Consider the following 17,114-nt stretch of genomic DNA (forward strand, 5'->3'; position numbering starts at 1 on the left):
GACGCAGCCGAGGCCGGGTCGTTCCGCAAGCTCCTCTACTGTTCCCCCGGGTCGTTCCGCAGGCTCCTCTCCTGTTCCCCCGGGTCGTTCCGCAAGCTCCTCTCCTGACCCCCTACCCTGTTCCAGTGAGCGATTCAGGTGAGGACACGCGGCTGGGAGTCGCGAACGCCTTCGTGGAGGAAGATCGGCTCGGTCTCTTCTCCTTCGCCGTCGCCGAGAAGCGCTCCGAATACCTTTCGGTTCTGCGTGCTTTCGACACTGCTCGCGCCAACTACGTGGTCCTGCTGCATTCGGGCGACGTGGCCGAACTCCTCGCCCGCGGCCCCGTTCGGCACGAGGGTATGACGGCACTCGACATCGCCCCTCTGCTCGACCAGCTACACGCCTGGGGCCTGCTCGAACGCAGCTACGACGGCACCCGAGCCGCGACTCTCGCCGAGTACCGCAATCGCCACTTCGTGTACCAATTCGGGCAAGCCGGATACAAGGCGTATCGCGCCGTCGAGGATGTGCTCGGCGCACGCCTGGACGACGCCTCGCTGTCGCGGCTGGTGCTGCCCGAGCTGCTCGCCGACATGCACGAGCTCGCCGAGGCCAACCGTCAGGGCGACGGCGATCGCATCTATCGAAAGCTCAGTCGGCTCGACTCGACGTTGTCCGAGATGGCGAGCCGCGCGGCACACTTCTACCTGGTGCTCGGCGATCTGGTGCGCACCACCGAGATCACACCCGAGTCCTTCCTGGTCCACAAGGATGCACTGCTCTCACACATGCGCGAGTTCAGCTCCGACCTCACACGCTATGCACCGAAACTCGCCGACGCGATCGCACTCGTCGAGGCCACCGGCATCGAGGATCTGATCGAGCGCGCCGCCGTCAGCGACGAACGAGTGTTTCTCACCGTGGCCGAACGTCGCGCCGACTGGACCGACCGCTGGGCGGGGCTCTCGCACTGGTTCGTCTCGGCCGAGTCCGAACTCAGTGAGTCCGACCGCCTCCGCGAAGGCACGATGAGCGCAATCGCCGCCGTGCTGTCGCTGCTGCGTCGGGTCACCGAAACCCGCAAGGGCGGTGTCAGTCGCGAAAGCCAACTGCGCCATCTCGCCGGATGGTTCGCTGCTGCACCCACCGAAGACAGTGCCCACGCCCTGTTCCACGCCGTGTTCGGCCTCGGTAAACCACGACATCTGTCCATGGTCCACCCCGACGCGGACATCATCTCGACATCGCGATCGTGGTGGGAGGCAGCTCCGGTCGAGATATCGCGGACCTTGGCCGAGACCGGCCGCACTCCGACTCCCGGTGTACCGGGCCGAGTACAGCGCAACGACGGTGGCATCAGACGACTGCGAGAACAGCAGCTGGAGGCGCAGCGTTCACGCAGTGCCGCGGCGCAGTCGCTGGCCTCGGCCGGAATCCACGACCGAGTGCTCGACGAGCAGGAAACCGAGGTGCTCTTGAGCCTGTTGAACGCCGCACTGACCGCGCGGGTCCGGGTGAGCGGACGCACCTCCGACTCGTCCGGATCGGACAGTGGCGTGCGACTGACCCTCAGCGACAGCGACCGCTCGACCATCGTGCAGACCACCCGAGGGCGACTGCATCTCGATCGCCTCTCGCTCGACGTCAGCGAGGTAGCTCGCCGATGAGAGCTCGCGAAATCTCGTCGCTCGCCTTGGATTCCTACCAGCGCGCTGCGCGGGTGGCCCTGTCGAATCACCTGGTCACCGCGACATACCCCGATCGAATCGCTCTGCCACTGCTGCGCAGATGGGCCACCGAGCTGCGCGAGGATCTGCTCGAGTTGTTCGGGTATCGACTCGAGGTCACCGAGACCACTGCACGACTGTTCCCGGTGATCGACCGACTCGACGACAGCCAACCCGCACGGACGTCAACCGATCGAATCTTCGACCGTCGTAGATACGCGTACCTGTCGCTGGCTTTGGCGGCCCTCGGTCGAGCCGGCAACCAGATCACCCTCTCCGAACTCGCCGATCACGTTGCGGTAGAAGCAAGCCAGGTCGACGGAGTCGAGCTCACCACCGATCGTGCGAGCGACCGAGACGCCTTCGTCGATGCGATCGGCTGGCTGGCGACCCGCGGCGCGATCGCGTTGGCAGACGGTGATGCGACCGGCTGGGCCCACAATCCGTCCGCTGGCGAAGCGCTCTACGACATCGACCGCCCCGTCATCGTGGCGATGTTCCGGCCGCCCCGCGCCGTACAACATCTACGGTCCGTTCGAGGGTTGCTGGCAGGCCCGGATGCCCCGATCGACTCCGACGAAGCCGATCCGGAGCGTCCCGATCCCGAGCGACCCGTCGACCCGAAGGAAACGCTGCGCGCGGTACGACGAGCACTGGTGGAACAGCCGGTGGTCTATCTGGACGACCTGGATTCGGACGGAAAAGCCGCACTTGCCGCCTCTCGCACGGTCGGCGAAGTCGAACTTCTCACCGGCCTGACCGCCGAGCGTCGCTCCGAGGGGGTGGCGCTCATCGACAGCTCGGGGCGGCTGTCCGACTACCGATTCCCCAGTACGGGCACCATTGCTCAGGTCGCGCTACTGATCGCGGGTGAAATCTCGGACCGCGTGATCGATCCGGATGCACCGAAGCTGCCAACCTATCCGCTTCCGGACGCAGACGCCCTGATCGAACAGCTGGACACAGCAATCCCGGACGGCGGAATCTTCGGCGATCTCGCCGAATTCGGATTGTCTTCCGAACCGAGGACGGTCGACCGAAACCCGGCAAGGCAACAGTATCCACTGATCGAGGACAGCTGGCTGGCGTCGGTCGTCGATGATCTCGTCGAGCGATTCGGCCGAACCTTCGCAGCACAGTGGCAGACCGACAAGAATGGTCTCCGGTTGCGGGCACTTGCTCTGCTTCATCGACTTCGCCTCGTACACAGCGTGTCCGGCGGCGTGCTGGTGCTTCCGGTTATCGCGCGCTACCGAGACGTGATGGTCAGCGTGCGTGATCGAACCCCGCAGGATTCGTTGTTCGGCACCGAGCAACCCGCCAGCACCGAACAGACCGCCAGTACCGAATTCCCCGAAGCAGAGGCTCAGTAGATGACCGCACACTCGACTCGCTTTCGGCCGATGCGAGCAGGAATCGTCAACCTCTGGGACTACCGCGATCAGGAGTTCTCGTTCGCCGACGGTCGCCTGGTGCTGCGTGGCCCGAATGGCTCGGGCAAGACCAAAGCACTCGAAGTGCTGTTTCCATTCGTTCTCGATGGCCGCATCGAACCGCGCCGACTCAATCCCTTTGCCGGAGAAGAGCGAACGATGAAATCCAACCTGCTCTACCGAGGGCAGGAAAGCGCGCACTCGTATGTGTGGATGGAGTTCGGACGGGGTTCGCGCGAAGATCCCGAATCGGTCACCGTCGGAATCGGCATGCGGGCCAGTCGGCACAACGACAAGGTGACCCGCTGGTACTTCGTCGCCGACGGCCGCGTGGGCGTGGACTTTTCGCTGTTGGGTTCCGACGACCGGCCGCTGACGAAGAAGCAACTCGGCGAACAGTTGGGCACCGATGCGTTGACGGATCGACCGGTGGACTACCGCGCCGCGATCGACGCGCGCATGTTCGGGCTCGGTGCACAACGCTACGACCAGCTCATCAACTTGATTCTGACCCTTCGCCGTCCGCAGTTGGCCAAGAATCTGGACCCCAAAGGACTCTCGCAGGCGTTGACCGACGGTCTACGCCCCCTCGACGAACAGTTGGTGCTCGAGGCCGCACGTTCCTTCAGCGACATGGAAGAAGTGGGCCGCGCGTTGGAAGGCCTTGCCCAAGCCGACCATGCAGCCAAGAGCTTCGTTTCCGTGTATTCCAAATACCTTCGCGTGCAGGCTCGTTCCGATGTCGAGCAGGTCTCACGTCGACTCGAATCAGTGACCCATGCGACCACCGCGCACTTCGCGGCTGCGGCCCTCGAGCACCGTCGTCTACTGGAACGAGCCGCTGCGGAGACTCGATTCGACGAGGCAGAACGCGCTCTCGACCAGGCGGTCGCCGACCGCGAGACCCTGCAGCGTTCGAGCGCATACGAGGGCAAGCAGCAACTGGACGACCTGGCCGAATCGGCCGCCAAGCTCGAGACCTCGACAGCCCAGCAAGCCGAGCGCGCACGCAAGGCCCAGGCAGATCTCGAGCAGCGCACTGCCGAGGCCACCCGAGCCGAAGCTGCCCTACGTGATTCCGTCGCCGCGGTGACCCGCGCCGAAGAAGAGTTGCAGACCGCCGCAGAAGACGCAGGAATCGTCTGGACTCCGCTGCCGGGATCGGCTCGAAGCGATCAACTCAGCACCGCACTGCGCGGCCACGCCGAGGAACGCGACGGTGACGTACGCGCGGTCCGCGAGGCGCTGGGAACCGTCGAGAAGGCCTCGACCGAACGCGCACGTGCCGAGAAGGCCGCATCGAAAGGGCGGGAGCTGCTCGAGACGGCGACCGCAGCGGTCACCGAGGCGGAGGCAGCCGTCGACGTCGAGAAGGCGAACTTCGCCACCGGCCTCCGCGCGTGGTGGTCGACCAACTCGGCACTGTATTCCTCCGCCGGGATCACCTCCGCTGTCTTCGATGCTCTCGACGCGGCGCTGGCAGAGATCGGCGACGACGACGCCGTGAGTCTGGAATCCGTCCTCGCCGAGCACACCGCCGACGGAATAGATTCGATCCGGGCCCGGCAGGCGCAGGCCCGCGTCGACGTGAGCGCACGTGCGACCGAATTGAACACGCTGCGTGAGGAATTGGCGCTGGTGCAGGCCGAACGCGACGACGCGCCACCGCCGTTCGCGGCACGAAGCGGTTCTCGCGACGGCCTGTCGGGTGCACCACTGTGGAAGTTGGTGCGGTTCGCCGACACCGTCTCCGCCGCCGACGCTGCCGGCATCGAGTCGGCATTGCAGGCGGCCAATGTGCTCGACGGATGGATCCACCCGACCGCAGACTTCCCCGACGAGTCGAGCTCCGAGCAGTATCTGTCGCCGCTGCCTCGAGCCGCCCGACCGACCGGGGCGACCTTGGCCTCCGTGCTCGAACCGGAGGCAGGCACTTCCGTACCGGAAGCGCGAATCCTCGAGCTGCTCGAATCGGTTGCACTGCAGCACGATCAGGACGAGCCATCGGGCAGCGCTGTCTCGGTGGGCGTCGAAGGCCGATATTTCCAGGGTGTGCAGCAGGGACGCCACACCAAATCCGATGCCGAGTACATCGGTGCCACGGCGCGGGCACGTCGACGTCAGCAACGTGTCGCCGAACTCGATGCAGCCATCGACGCCGCCGCCGCAGCCCTGGACACCGCAACCGCGGCGGAACAGGGCGCGCGTGAACTCCTGCAGTCGCTCGGAGCTGCCGCCAAGCAGCTTCCACGTACTACTGCGATCACGAAGGCGCTGCGGGTGGTCACCGCCGCCGCCGGCGCGCTGCGCACCTCCACAGACAGCTCTGCGGCCACCGACCGCGAATTCGACCAGGCGATCGCAGACCTGTCAGCGAAGGAAAAACAGCTGCGCACCGCGGCCGTGGCACACCGCACCCCACACATCGGCCGAGACATCGATGCCCTCGCGGCGGCGATTCGGCATTTCGAGAACCAGGGGTCGGCCGTGATTCGCAAACGTGCCGACCACACCCGCGAGGCCGAACGCGCCCGCGAGGCGACCAACCGACTCGAAGAAGCATCCGGCCTGGCGGAGGAACTGGCCGAGGAAGCGGCGATCGCAGACGAAAACTACCGGCAACAGGTCCAACGCCTGGAGCTACTGAGCGAGAAGCTCGGCGCGACCGCCGAACAGATCGATACCGATCTCGAGAACGCCCGGGTGCGCATCGAGAAATGCCGCGCCGAGCAGCGGGCCGCACGCAAGGCGGACAAGGAAGCCGGCGAAGCGATCGGTAAGGCCGAGGGTGCGCGCAACACCGCGATGGAGAGCCTGCGTGCGGCCGTCACCGAAACGCTCGGTGATGCGGGGCGGCTCGCTCCGTACGCCCGCAAGGACCTGCTCGCAATCCTCGGCGTGCACGATGGATACGCGTGGCCTGCCAGCGAGTCTGCCTGGCTGACCGTCGAGCAGATTCTGTATCGAGTACAGCAGGCCGACGGTCCCGACGACGAGGTGCCTGTGCTTCCGCCGGTGGTGCGCGCGCTGCATGCGGCGCTGGACACGGCGACGGCCTCGGTGAAAGTCAGTGATTCGAGCCGAAAGTCGACCCGGACCGCTCTGACGAGTGCGTTGCAGGAATTCGACTCGCAGCTCGCCGCCTCGGGACAGGACTACCGCCTGCAATGGGACGCACCGGACGGTCTGACCGTTGTTCGAGTACAAGACGAGCAGGGGTACTCCTCGGTCGGCGAGTTCGCCGAGCGAATCGGCGCCGCGAGATCGGATCAGGAGCTGTTGCTGACCGAGCAGGAACGGCGCATTCTCGAGGACGCTTTGCTGACCGGTCTTGCGCAGCAGATTCACGAACGCACCGTCGACGCGCGGGAATTGATCGCGCAGATGTCCGCCGAGATGAAGCAACGCCGGATGTCCTCGGGTAACACGATCGGTGTGCACTGGGTGCTGGCCGACAATCTCGACGACGGCGCTCGAGCGGTGTCCAAGCTTCTCGATCGTGATGCATCGGCGTTGAGCCAGGACGATCTCGCTGCCATGCGAGCTCATTTCGCCTCGGAGATCAGGATCGCTCGCGCGGCGCATCCGGAGCGGTCGTACCCCGAGATCCTGTCGGCCACGTTGGACTATCGGCGCTGGCGCGTGTTCGCCTTCACCCTGATCAGCGGTGACGGGAACGAGGATCGACTCACCGTCGCACGACACAGCGCCCTCTCGGGCGGCGAGCAGTCGGTGTCGCTGCATCTCCCACTGTTCGCCGCAGCGCACGTGATGCTCTCGTCCGCAGATCCGCACTCACCCCGTCTGCTTGCGCTCGACGAGGCGTTCGCCGGTGTCGACGACAACGGTCGAAGCGAATTGCTCGGTCTCAGTGTGCAGTTCGATCTGGATCTGTTCATGACCGGGTACGACCTGTGGATCACCTACGCGGATGTTCCAGGCTGTGCGCACTACGATCTGGCCCACTCGACCGCCGAGAACACCGTGAGCGCAGCACTTCTGGTGTGGGAGAACGGCGAACTGTTCGCCGAGCACGACGGAACCGACCTTGCCGCCGCACTCGGTTCTCCGTTGACGCGGCGTGTACCGACCCGAACCGAAGGTGGGCTGGAGTTTGACCGGTAACAGCGACTGGCGAGGCAGCCCCGAACTGGGGGCCTTGCTGGACGCTGCGCGAAAGAAGTTGGAGTCCAACTGGCTTCGTGTAGGGGGCAACATCACGGTGGATCTGAGCGATGCCCCGGAACTGTGGCGCCTGTGCAGCGCGATCTCGCGGTCCAACTCCAGCCTGCATTCGCGGGCACGAAGTACCAGGCTCGACCTGGAACGGTTCGACGCGTGGCTGCGACATCCGCTCAACGGTGGCCTCGGACTGATCGACACTCTCACTCGGCAGGCGCCGTTGCAGGACAAGAAACGGATCGCTGCCGACAAGGCGCAGGTGCGTGCCGATGCCCTCGATCGGACCAGGGCGGTTCTCGGCGGCGGCACCGACCGCGAATGGATCGAGCACTGGATCGCCTCGCTGCTCAACCAGGACGGCACCCTCGGCGGCCGCGTCGCCGTCGACGCGTTGGCGATCGCCACTCAGGTACTCGCCCAGCTCCCGGTGGACGGAATGTCTTTGACCGAGCTCGCGGAACTGGCCTGCGGAGACACCAAGGCGCTCTCCGCCGGCGGTGCCCCGAAACTCGTCCTCGACGCATTGTCTCTCCGCGAGAACGTTCCTCGCCCCGCCGATCCGGTGGGCATCAGAGCGCTGTGGGAAACCGCGGGCGTGTCGGTCGATGCGTTGTCCAGCCGCGTGCTGGTGCTCGGCTACCGCGTCGAGGAAACCCACACCGTGGCACGGTGGCTGAACGAGGCAGCCGACGAGGGCGTTCCCTTTCCGGTCACGGTGGACATGCTCATGCGCGGTTCGCTCACCAACAGCTCGTCCACGGTGTTCGTCTGCGAGAACGTGGCGGTTCTCGCCGCCGCAGCCCGCACCCTCGGGTCGAACTGCGCGAGCCTGATCTGCACCGATGGTCAGCCCTCCGTCGCGGTACACCGACTGCTCGCTTTCCTCGCGCCGGGAACCACCGTCCGCTGGCGTGCCGATTTCGACTGGGCCGGAGTGCACATGGTGACCCGAGCGGTCTCCCGATACGACGCGGTGCCGTGGCGGATGGACGTCGACGCCTATCGCCACGCGCTCGACGCACGCTACTCCGAACCGTTGAAGGGACATCCGACGGAAAGCCGATGGGCCCCGGAATTGGCTGCTGCCCTGCGTGATTCAGGTAGAGCAGTCATGGAGGAGCGACTGATAGCCGACCTGCTGGCGGATCTACGCCTCGGCCCCGAGGCCTAGCGCAAACGGACTCCGAGCAGAGCATCCACGGCATCGGCGAAGCCTCCGGGTGCGCTCGCGTCCGACCCGCCGCGTTCTACCGCGAAACTCGCCCACGCATCGAGCGCGTCGAGTGCCTTCGGAGTGTCCAGGTCATCGGCAAGATGTTGCCGCAACCGGTTGATCACGTCCTCGGCCGGTGCCGCGCTCTCGAGTGCCGCCGCCCGACGCCACAGTGCCAGGCGGGTGTGGGCGCGTTCGAGGACCTCGTCGGACCACGGTCGATCCTGCCGATAGTGGCCGGCGAGCAGACCGAGTCGCACAGCGGCCGGGTCGACGTTCTCCGCGCGTAGTTTCGAGACGAACACCAGGTTGCCGCGACTCTTGGACATCTTCTCGCCGTCGAGTCCGATCATTCCGGTGTGCACGTAGTGCCGGGCGAAGCGGGCATCACCGGTAGCAGCCTCGGCGTGCGCGGCCGAGAATTCGTGGTGCGGGAAGATCAGATCGCTTCCACCGCCCTGAATATCGAACCCGGACCCGATCCGGTTGAGTGCGATCGCCGCGCACTCGATGTGCCAGCCGGGCCGACCTGGACCCCACGGCGACGGCCACGACGGCTCACCCGGTCGCACCGAACGCCAGAGCAGCGCATCGAGGGAATCACGCTTACCCGCCCGATCCGGATCGCCGCCGCGTTCGGCGAAGAACCTGTCCATCGTGGGCCGGTCGTAACCGGACTCGTAGCCGAACTGCTCGGTCGCGGCGGCGCTGAAGTACACGTCCGGGTATTCAGCATCGTCGACGACATAGGCGGCACCGGCCGCAACCAGTTTCTCCACCAGTTCGACGACCTCGTTCACGGACTCGACGGCACCGATGTAGTCGCGCGGTGCGATCACCCGCAGCGCTTCCATATCGGCGCGGAAGAGTTCGATCTCACGGGCACCGAGATCACGCCAGTCCTCACCGTCGCGATCGGCGCGCTCGAACAGTGGATCGTCGACATCGGTGACGTTCTGTACGTAGTGCACGTCCGTGCCCGCGTCCCGCCACAACCGGTTGATCAGGTCGAACGTGAGATACGTGGCGGCATGGCCGAGGTGGGTGGCGTCGTACGGGGTGATGCCGCACACGTACATCGAAGCAGTCGAACCCGGGGTGACGGGACGAACCCGACGATCTGCGGTGTCGAACAATCGAAGCGCTGGACCCTGTCCGGGGATTGTCGGGATCTCAGGGCTCGACCAAGAATGCATGCAGTCGAGCCTATCCGAGTCGAATCAGAAGGCGGGCCACGGTATCGGTCTGCTCGAGCGCGGCTCGGGCATGACCGGTCGTGCGATCAACTCCTGTGCCCGGTCGAGAACTGCCACTGTTTCGGCGAGAGTGATCTTGTCCACCAGGCGCGGAGCGGTGACCGCATCGAAGGTGTCGACGAACCGAACTACATCGGTCATCAAGGCGTCGTCCACCGCTTGGCCGGCCCAGCCCCACAGCACCGTGCGCAACTTGTTCTCGGAGTGCAGACAAATGCCGTGATCGACTCCGTAGACGTATCCGTCGAGACCTTCGAGCGCGTGGCCACCCTTCCGATCGGCATTGTTGAGGATCACGTCGAGTACCGCCATCCGCTGCAGACGCGGATCGTCGGCGTGGATCAACGCAATTTCCTCGCCGTCGCCGTCGTACGCCTGCAACACCGGAATCCACCCCCGTGGAACGAGATCCGGACGACAGATGTCCACGAGATCGACGCGTCCCTCGGCGTGATCATCGGGCGTGTCGATCCACTTCTGCACCATGCCGGGGCCGAACGGCCCGTCCCGCAGAATTGTCGGGGGAATCACGCCCCAGCCCAGCGCCTCGGAAATCTCGTACGACGCCACCTCCCGTCCAGCGAGAGTGCCGTCGGGAAAGTCCCAGAGCGGTACTTCACCGCGGACCGGTTTGTAGACGCACCGGACCGACGCCTCCCCCTCGCCTGCCTCGCAGACCAGTGTGGCGTTGCTGGCCGAAACCACTCGTCCGACGACGGTGAGATCGCCGGTCTCCATCGTTTCGCGGCCCTCGAACGGCGGAAGTTCGACGGTCAAGACTCGTCTACTTCGGTCACCGGACCGAACGTCGCACCGCGGCGGTAGCCATTGGTTCTGATACAGACGTGCCCCTCTGGGGCCAGGGGCTGGCCACACAACGGACACGGCGCGCGGCCCGCAGCGATCACCCGTTCGGACCGGACGGCGAACTCACGAGCCTGAACCGGGGTGAGAAAGACCCGAACAGCGTCGGGGCCTTCGTCGGTGTCATCGAGAACGACGGATTCGTCCACTTCCACCTCGCTGACGGCCAACAACTCCACCACGACTGCGTTGGCATCGGCGTCCCAGCCCAGGCCCATCGTGCCGACGCGGAACTCGGTGTCGATCGGAGTCAGCAGCGGACTGGTGTCGACGGTGTCGGTCTCCTCCGCAGGCACGTCGGCTCCGAACCGGCGGTGCACTTCTTCGAGCAGCAGACCCATCCGATCGGCCAGCACCTGCACCTGCTGCTTCTCCAAGGCGACCGATACCACTCGGGCGTCGTGCACCGCCTGCAGGAAGAACGTTCGGTCGCCCGGTTCACCTACGGTGCCGGCAACGAAACGATCAGGGGTGCGAAAAACGTGTATTGCGCGCGGCATTGCACCTCCTCACAACTCGAACAACTCCACGAAGCACATCGTCGAATCTTCATTATCGACCACAGATCGATCGCGGACTGTATTGCTTGCTCTCCAGCCTGCCATCGATCGGAATTTCGGCAGCGAAACTGCCGATCTAGCTACCTGCCCCGCCACCGACGACCGCGTCGGAAGAGTCCGCGGCCTCGGTTTCGGGAGGATTCGGATCCTCGGCTTTCGGGACGAATCCGGTCAGATCCGTCCCGGTGTCGTTGGTCCGCAGTACGAACGGCCGCGTCGAGGTGTACCGAACGACACTGATCGACGCGGGGTCGGCAACGATGCGCTGAAAGGAATCGAGGTGGGCACCCATCGCATCCGAGATCACCGATTTGATGACATCGCCATGTGAGCAGGCCACCCACAACACATCGCGGCCATGGTGGGCGGCAAGCCTGGCGTCGTGTTCCCGCACCGCCTGAACCGCCCGTTGCTGCACCGTAGCCAGACCCTCGCCGCCGGGGAACACCGCCGCCGACGGATGCTGCTGCACCACTTTCCACAGCGGCTCGGTCGACAGTTCCTTGATGGTCCGGCCCGTCCACTGCCCGTAGTCGACCTCGACCAGCCGCTCCTCGACGGTCGGCGCCAGCCCGAGCTGGGCTGCCAGCGGCTCCACGGTCTGCTCGCATCGCAGCAGCGGCGACCGCACGATCTCGGCAATCGGAAGGTCGCCGAGCCGATCCGCGACGGCCTGCGCCTGTTCACGTCCGCGCTCGTCGAGCGCGATCCCTTCACCGCGCCCCGCCAGCGTGCCTGCGGTGTTCGATGTCGAACGACCGTGACGAAGCAGAATGACTGTCATTGCTCCGAGCCTAACCAGACCTGCGTCAGGTGGCGGATACGACCCCGCCGGCCAGCAATCCGAGCACCACGACGCCCAGAGCGATGCGGTAGCCGACGAACCAGTACAGCGAGTGATTCGTGACGAACTTCAACAGCCAGGCGATCGAGGCATAACCCAAGCCGAAGGCAATGACGGTGGCCACCAGCAATTGCGCCCCGGACGCCGCGAGGCCCGAGCCGACCGGCTCGAAGGCGTCGGGAAGCGAGAACAGACCGGATGCGGTGACTGCCGGGATGGCCAGCAGGAACGAAAAACGCACCGCTGCTTCACGCTCGAGCCCGAGGAACAGCCCGGCGCTGGTCGTCGCGCCCGAGCGGGACACCCCGGGAACCAAGGCCAAGCACTGCGCCAGACCCATGACGATGCCGTCGCGGGTGGTCAGCTTCTCGATCGGCCGTGCTTTGCGGCCGACCTTCTCCGCGATCGCGATGACGATCGCGAAGGCGATCAGCATGAACGCGATGAGATACAGATTGCGCGCACCCGTCCGGATCTGGTCCTTGAACAGCAGACCGAGGACACCGATGGGAATGGTGGCGATGATCACGTACCACCCCATGCGGTAGTCGAGTCCGCGCTCGTCCTTCTGCTTGAGGCCGACGAACCAGGCCTTGACGATTCTGACGATGTCGCGCCAGAAGAACAGCAGCACAGCAGCTTCGGTACCGAGCTGGGTCACCGCAGTGAAGGAGGCACCGGCGTCCTCATTCCAGAACACACTGGAGACGATGCGCAGGTGCCCGGACGAGGAGATCGGCAGGAACTCGGTCAATCCCTGCACGGCACCGAGCACGATCGCCTGCAGCCAGGTCATGTCGATCATGCGGCACTCCGGCCGGACATCGCGAGGTCTGGACTGTTCACGACTGATGCACGGGCGACGGCCCGCACTCTGCATTGGCGATTCACGGCATGACCGTACCCGGCGCGGCAGGTTCACACACGACGACGTAGCGCACTACTGTGCACTGGCGGCAGTGCAGTTCGACACCGACGACCAAGCGTAAAAGGACATTCGGCATATATGAAGCAGAGATCGGTCGGCACCAGCGGGCTTCGAGTCTCCAGACTCGGCCTGGGCACCCTCGGATGGGGTAGCGGAACCGACGGTGACGACGCCGCCGCACAGTTGTCCGCGTTCGCCGAGGCAGGCGGAACCCTCGTCGACACCTCACCCGCGTACGGGGACGGGCGCGCGCAACGGGTTCTCGCGGAGTTGCTCGACGACGTGGTCCCCCGCCACGAGCTGGTGATCAGCAGCGCAGCGGGTCTGAGCGCGCACTACGGCCGGTATCAGGTCGACTGTTCCCGACGGGGACTACTCGGTCAGCTGGACGCGACCCTGCGTGAACTCGGCACCGACTATCTCGATCTGTGGCAGGTCGCTGCCTGGGATCCGATGACGCCCGTCGACGAGATCGCAGCCACTCTCGACTATGCGGTGACCAGTGGACGGGTCCGATACACGGGTGCTCGTGGCTACCTCGGCTGGCAGCTGGCGACGGCCGCAGGCGCTGCAGGCACCGGGCACATCGTCGCCACGCAGGCGGAGTATTCGCTGCTGGCACGCGGGATCGAAGACGAACTGATCCCTGCTGCGCATCACCACGGCATAGGTGTACTCGCCGCAGTGCCCCTCGCCGGCGGGGTGTTGACGGGTAAGTATCGCAACGGAATACCCGCCGACTCCCGCGGTGCCGACGAGCTGCACGCCGAGTCCGTGCTCGCCTATCTGACCGATTCCGCCGTCAGCATCGTCGACGCCGCCGTGACCGCTGCCGATGGGCTCGCCACCTCACCGTTGGTGGTTGCTCTCGCGTGGGCTCGGGATCGGCCGGGCGTGAGCAGCGCAATCGTGGGAGCTCGCGACCTCGCTCAGCTGATGGGCGCATTGATGGCCGAGGAACTCGAGTTACCGTCGGCCATCACATCGGCCCTCGACGACGTCAGCGCCTAGATCGGTCGAGGAGCTCTTTCGTCGGTGTCAGAATCCCTCCAGGACGGAGTTGACCCGATTGAAGAAGGCACGCACTGCGGTGGTGTCCCGTTGTGATGCATCGGACAACTGCTGGGCATGAGCGACCGCATCACGCACGAGGCCGATGATGCTGCGTTCGTCCGTCAGATCGACTTCGGTGACCGATTGCTCGGCCACCGCCTCGATCTCCGATCGATCCGGTACCGGCGATCTCACGTCGGCCCGGTAGATCTCCACGTACAGGGTGCGCCCGTGCACTCGAAAAGCGAACGCCCGGCCGTCATCGGTCCGGCCGAAGCCATTCGGATGCGTTCCTGCGTTCACTTCCTCGACGACGAATTGCGTTTCCTCGGATTCCACGTCCACTCCCCGTTCGTGCGGCCGTAGCCAGCAGTTGCTCCACCCTCTCGCGCCCGATCCACGTCGAAAAAACACGCTACCGCTTCTCTCGGCGCGAGAGGACCTCGGTCGATTCGGACCGGCCGATTTCGCCGAGACCACGCACGCTGGTACAGATGTGGCAGCTAGAGAACAGGACAACGCCGTCACCGGGCAGCGTCACCAGAGGGAAGTAGGTTCGGTCCCATGCGAACATCGTCGGCTCGTACGGCCCGAGCGGCAGTTGCGTCCGCGCTCGCCGTCGTCATCGTATTGTCGGTGAGCGGGTGCTCGAGCGACGACGCACCCCAGGACGAAATATCCGTCGAGCCCTTGCCTGCTGCCCAGTCCCCGGTCACGTCCGTGACACCTGCAGGAACCGTCACCGAATTCGCGCCCGTGAACGCACTGACCTTCGATCCTGTCACCCGCACGCTGGTGGCACTGACCGACGGGTCGACAACGGTGAGCCTGCTCCGTGACGGCGACCCGGCCGATACGCGGGTGATCGACCTCGGCTCCACTGCGGCGTCTCTGGTCGCCGGGCGAGATTCGACCGTACTGATCCCCATGGACGGATCCGTCGCGAGACTCGACGTGGCCGATGGAAACCGCACCGATCTCGACGTCGATTCCAACGCCCTCTCGGCTGCCGATCTACCCGACGGCACCACCGCTGTCGGTGACGACACCGGCAAGGTCCGCGTCTTCGGCGCGGACGGGCAGGTCGTCACCACGGTCTCTGGAGGTAGCGTCACCTCGGCAGATGCCCTGGCCAGCACACCGGACGGCGTCTCGGTTCTCGATCGTCGACAGACATCGGTCACCGATCTCGATCTCGATAACGGCACGCTCGGCGTCGCCCTCCGTGCAGGTGAAGGCGCAGCCGAGATGACCAGCGACGAATACGGTCGCCTGCTGGTCACCGATTCGACCGGGACCGAGCTACTCGTCTTCACCTCCCACGATCTGCTGATGCGGCAACGTTTTCCGGTCGGGTCACAACCCTGGGCAGTGGCCTACGATGAACAGTCCGGCGTCGTGTGGGTAACTCTGCCCGCCGTCAACGAGGTGGCCGGATACACACTCGACACCGGAATTCCGGTCGAGGTCGATCGGTTCGCTACTGTGCGGCAGCCGGATTCGGTGACCGTCGACGCCGACACCGGCGACCTGTACGTGGGATCGGCGACCGGAGACGGGCTACAACGGATCCCCGCTGCAGCCCGTTGACCATGGAGCGCAGACCGGGGAGCGCAGACCGAGGAGGCACGTGAGCGCGCAGGAGAATTCGAAGCCGGGGCGAGCGAAGATGCCCGTCGGCTGGGAGGTGTCGCCCGCTGACGACTGGGAGTACGTTCCGCTGCGGCTTCCGCCTGACGTCACTCGGGTGACGGCATCGATGAGGCTCGCGATTCAAGCGGAATTCGGCGGCTGGGAACTGTCGCGTGTTCGCCTCTACACCGACGGCAGCCGGCGAGTGCTGCTCAAGCGGAAGAAGAGCGCCCATCACATCCCGGAGCCCGGAATCTGACCTGCTCGCAGTACTGTTCGAGCGCAGGATGTTCGACGACCAGGATTGATCGGAAAGAAGACCGTGGGAGACCGTCTGTACCGCGCCCTGTTGCGCTTGATGTTCCTCGTACCACCGGAGCGGATTCATCACCTGGCGTTCGGGGTGCTCCGAGCCGTGGCTGCCGTCCCGCCGTTCCGCCGCCTGGCCGCCGCGATGTTCGTGGCCGACGACCCGCGGCTCCGGTCGACGGTGTTCGGTGTCGATTTTCCGGGTCCGCTCGGCCTTGCCGCCGGCTTCGACAAGAACGCGGACGGCATAGACGCCTGGGAGCCCATCGGGTTCGGATTCGCCGAGATCGGCACCGTGACGGCGCAGAGCCAACCAGGAAATCCCACGCCACGCCTGTTTCGGTTGCCACTCGATCGCGCGATCGTCAATCGGATGGGCTTCAACAATCATGGTGCTGAGCATGCCGCGGAGCGGTTGCGTGGCAGGCGTACCCGCATTCCGATCGGCGCGAATATCGGCAAGACCAAGACAGTCGAGCCTGCCGAGGCAGCTGCGGACTACACCGCGAGCGCCGAACTGCTCGGCCCTCTGGCGGATTTCGTCGTCGTGAATGTCAGCTCGCCCAATACTCCGGGGCTTCGTGACTTGCAGGCCGTCGAATCCTTGCGGCCGATTCTGGTCGCAGTACAGGAGGTGGTTTCGGTTCCGGTACTGGTCAAGATTGCTCCGGACCTGTCCGACGACGATATCGATGCCGTTGCCGATCTGGCCGTCGAACTCGGTCTCGCGGGCATCGTGGCCACCAATACGACGATCTCGCGGGACGGTCTGCGGACCGATGCGCAGTCGGTCGCCGCCCTCGGTGCCGGTGGCCTGTCCGGTGCGCCACTTGCCGACCGTTCGCTCGAGGTGCTGCGTCGTCTGTACCGCCGGGTGGGAACCGAGCTCGCGTTGATCTCGGTCGGGGGAATCGAGACCGAGGCACAGGCGTGGGAACGCATCACGGCAGGGGCGTCCCTGGTGCAGGGGTACACCGGTTTCATCTACGGCGGCCCGCTGTGGATCAGGAACATTCACCGGGGACTGTCGGCGCGGCTCGCCCGGAACGGCTTCGCCACGATCGCCGAGGCCGTGGGTTCGGCGAACCGAGCCTGACCGGCCCCATCTGTCGTGGGCCCTTTGCGCACCTC

General features: G+C 65.4%; 14 protein-coding genes. 8 read left to right on the plus strand and 6 right to left on the minus strand.

The window, feature by feature from the left end; genetic code table 11:
• The first annotated feature begins 152 nt into the window (after nt 1–152).
• From ACOQFP_RS22020 to ACOQFP_RS22035, 4 genes are read left to right on the plus strand one after another with little or no spacing between them, the layout of a single operon-like run.
• The gene (locus tag ACOQFP_RS22020; protein WP_241256486.1) at nt 153–1,649 is read left to right on the plus strand and encodes a TIGR02677 family protein; all 1,497 of its coding nucleotides are present in this window, start codon (nt 153–155) and stop codon (nt 1,647–1,649) included.
• On the plus strand, nt 1,646–3,082 hold the full coding sequence (locus ACOQFP_RS22025; protein WP_421585524.1) for a DUF2398 family protein: 1,437 nt from the start codon (nt 1,646–1,648) through the stop codon (nt 3,080–3,082). The genes ACOQFP_RS22020 and ACOQFP_RS22025 overlap by 4 nt, the downstream gene beginning before the upstream one ends.
• Nucleotides 3,083–7,267: a TIGR02680 family protein gene (locus ACOQFP_RS22030; protein ID WP_421585525.1), complete on the plus strand. Its 4,185-nt coding sequence runs from the start codon at nt 3,083–3,085 to the stop codon at nt 7,265–7,267.
• On the plus strand, nt 7,257–8,495 hold the full coding sequence (locus ACOQFP_RS22035) for a DUF2399 domain-containing protein (RefSeq protein WP_421585526.1): 1,239 nt from the start codon (nt 7,257–7,259) through the stop codon (nt 8,493–8,495). Before ACOQFP_RS22030 ends, ACOQFP_RS22035 begins: the two co-directional genes overlap by 11 nt.
• Here the strand turns inward: ACOQFP_RS22035 and mshC are convergent.
• From mshC to ACOQFP_RS22060, 5 genes are all read right to left on the minus strand, one after another.
• The gene (gene mshC / locus ACOQFP_RS22040; protein ID WP_421585527.1) at nt 8,492–9,733 is read right to left on the minus strand and encodes a cysteine--1-D-myo-inosityl 2-amino-2-deoxy-alpha-D-glucopyranoside ligase; all 1,242 of its coding nucleotides are present in this window, start codon (nt 9,731–9,733) and stop codon (nt 8,492–8,494) included. The two genes, ACOQFP_RS22035 and mshC, sit on opposite strands and share 4 nt — an antisense overlap.
• Before the next feature lie 24 nt (nt 9,734–9,757).
• A complete protein-coding gene (locus ACOQFP_RS22045; RefSeq protein ID WP_206488801.1) occupies nt 9,758–10,531 on the minus strand; it encodes an SCO1664 family protein in 774 nt (257 codons plus the stop codon).
• Between the two features lie 35 nt (nt 10,532–10,566).
• Nucleotides 10,567–11,157: a DUF3090 domain-containing protein gene (locus ACOQFP_RS22050; RefSeq protein ID WP_341243755.1), complete on the minus strand. Its 591-nt coding sequence runs from the start codon at nt 11,155–11,157 to the stop codon at nt 10,567–10,569.
• A 136-nt stretch (nt 11,158–11,293) separates the two neighbouring features.
• The gene (locus ACOQFP_RS22055; protein WP_421585528.1) at nt 11,294–12,001 is read right to left on the minus strand and encodes a histidine phosphatase family protein; all 708 of its coding nucleotides are present in this window, start codon (nt 11,999–12,001) and stop codon (nt 11,294–11,296) included.
• 25 nt (nt 12,002–12,026) lie between these two features.
• A complete protein-coding gene (locus ACOQFP_RS22060; RefSeq protein ID WP_421585532.1) occupies nt 12,027–12,857 on the minus strand; it encodes an undecaprenyl-diphosphate phosphatase in 831 nt (276 codons plus the stop codon).
• Nucleotides 12,858–13,067: 210 nt separating this feature from the next.
• Here ACOQFP_RS22060 and ACOQFP_RS22065 point away from each other — a divergent pair, with 210 nt between their 5' ends.
• The gene (locus tag ACOQFP_RS22065; protein ID WP_206488574.1) at nt 13,068–14,000 is read left to right on the plus strand and encodes an aldo/keto reductase; all 933 of its coding nucleotides are present in this window, start codon (nt 13,068–13,070) and stop codon (nt 13,998–14,000) included.
• Between the two features lie 27 nt (nt 14,001–14,027).
• Here the strand turns inward: ACOQFP_RS22065 and ACOQFP_RS22070 are convergent, their stop codons facing one another.
• Nucleotides 14,028–14,381, minus strand: coding sequence for a hypothetical protein (locus tag ACOQFP_RS22070; protein ID WP_206488573.1), 354 nt, complete (start codon nt 14,379–14,381; stop codon nt 14,028–14,030).
• Between the two features lie 225 nt (nt 14,382–14,606).
• Here ACOQFP_RS22070 and ACOQFP_RS22075 point away from each other — a divergent pair, with 225 nt between their 5' ends.
• The 3 genes from ACOQFP_RS22075 (at nt 14,607) to ACOQFP_RS22085 (ending at nt 17,079) form a co-directional block, all read left to right on the plus strand.
• The gene (locus ACOQFP_RS22075; protein WP_341243754.1) at nt 14,607–15,632 is read left to right on the plus strand and encodes a hypothetical protein; all 1,026 of its coding nucleotides are present in this window, start codon (nt 14,607–14,609) and stop codon (nt 15,630–15,632) included.
• Between the two features lie 79 nt (nt 15,633–15,711).
• A complete protein-coding gene (locus ACOQFP_RS22080) occupies nt 15,712–15,933 on the plus strand; it encodes a DUF5703 family protein (protein ID WP_206488800.1) in 222 nt (73 codons plus the stop codon).
• A 75-nt stretch (nt 15,934–16,008) separates the two neighbouring features.
• A complete protein-coding gene (locus ACOQFP_RS22085) occupies nt 16,009–17,079 on the plus strand; it encodes a quinone-dependent dihydroorotate dehydrogenase (protein ID WP_421585533.1) in 1,071 nt (356 codons plus the stop codon).
• The last annotated feature ends 35 nt before the right edge of the window (nt 17,080–17,114 follow it).

It is taken from the genome of Rhodococcus sp. MALMAid1271 (assembly GCF_049195265.1).
GTDB lineage: Bacteria > Actinomycetota > Actinomycetes > Mycobacteriales > Mycobacteriaceae > Rhodococcoides.